Origin of the sequence: Pseudoalteromonas sp. SIMBA_162 (genome assembly GCF_046535955.1) — a bacterium.
Classification (GTDB): domain Bacteria; phylum Pseudomonadota; class Gammaproteobacteria; order Enterobacterales; family Alteromonadaceae; genus Pseudoalteromonas; species Pseudoalteromonas marina.
This window is the reverse complement of sequence record NZ_JAWJBQ010000977.1, coordinates 1-245: the sequence shown is the minus strand read 5'-3', so window position 1 is coordinate 245 and position 245 is coordinate 1. Positions and strand designations below refer to the sequence as shown.

Here is a 245-nt window from a genome sequence, read left to right as displayed (position 1 = left end):
AAAGAAATTAGCAAGTTATTTCCAAGCGGCTGATGTTTTTGTCTTACCATCCTACATTGAAGGGTTAGGGTTAGTCGCGTTAGAGGCACTTGCATGTGGCACACCTGTTATTGCTTCGGATGTCGGTGGGCTACACTATATGCTCCAAGATCATGCAGGGGTGCTTGTACCGCCTAAAAATGTTGAGGCTTTATATCGCGAACTGGAGAAAGTCATCCAACAAAATGGCCAGCTTCAAGTGAATC

Annotated in this window: 1 protein-coding gene; it reads left to right on the top strand. The window is 44.9% G+C overall.

Annotated features, from left to right (window positions below; genetic code table 11):
* Positions 1-245 (top strand): glycosyltransferase family 4 protein (locus R0J88_RS22625; RefSeq protein WP_410901268.1); only part of this gene is annotated, 245 nt, incomplete at both ends.